Below are 540 nucleotides of genomic sequence, written 5' to 3' on the forward strand. Positions count from 1 at the left end.
GTTGAAATGGCTGATGCGGCGCGTAAAGGCGGTTTTCTTGCTCTAGAAGAGATGGAAATCAACAACAGCTTTATGCAGAAAGGCATTGACCTTTTGGTGGATGGTCACGATGCGGATGTGGTTCGCGCTGCGTTGCAAAAAGACATTGCCTTGACGGATGAGCGACACACGCAAGGCACGGGTGTTTTCCGGGCGTTTGGTGACGTTGCACCAGCGATGGGGATGATCGGTACGCTGGTTGGTCTGGTTGCGATGCTTTCGAACATGGATGACCCAAAAGCCATCGGTCCTGCAATGGCGGTAGCCCTTTTAAGCACACTTTACGGTGCGGTGTTGTCAAACATGCTGTTCTTCCCAATTGCCGATAAGCTTTCTTTACGCCGAGATCAAGAAACGCTTAACCGCCGTTTGATCATGGACGGCGTACTTGCCATTCAAGATGGTCAAAACCCACGAGTTATCGACAGCTACCTGAAGAACTACCTCAACGAGGGTAAACGTGCTCTTGAGATTGATGAGTAATCGCGGAGATTTGTGATG

Annotated in this window: 1 protein-coding gene; it reads left to right on the forward strand. The window is 50.2% G+C overall.

The features are described 5' to 3' along the window. The coding region (locus tag R7E78_RS29890) for a MotA/TolQ/ExbB proton channel family protein (protein ID WP_318059112.1) at window positions 1-522 on the forward strand (522 nt) is incomplete at its 5' end. Window positions 523-540 lie beyond the last annotated feature (18 nt).

It is taken from the genome of Vibrio sp. YT-19(2023), from assembly GCF_033337395.1.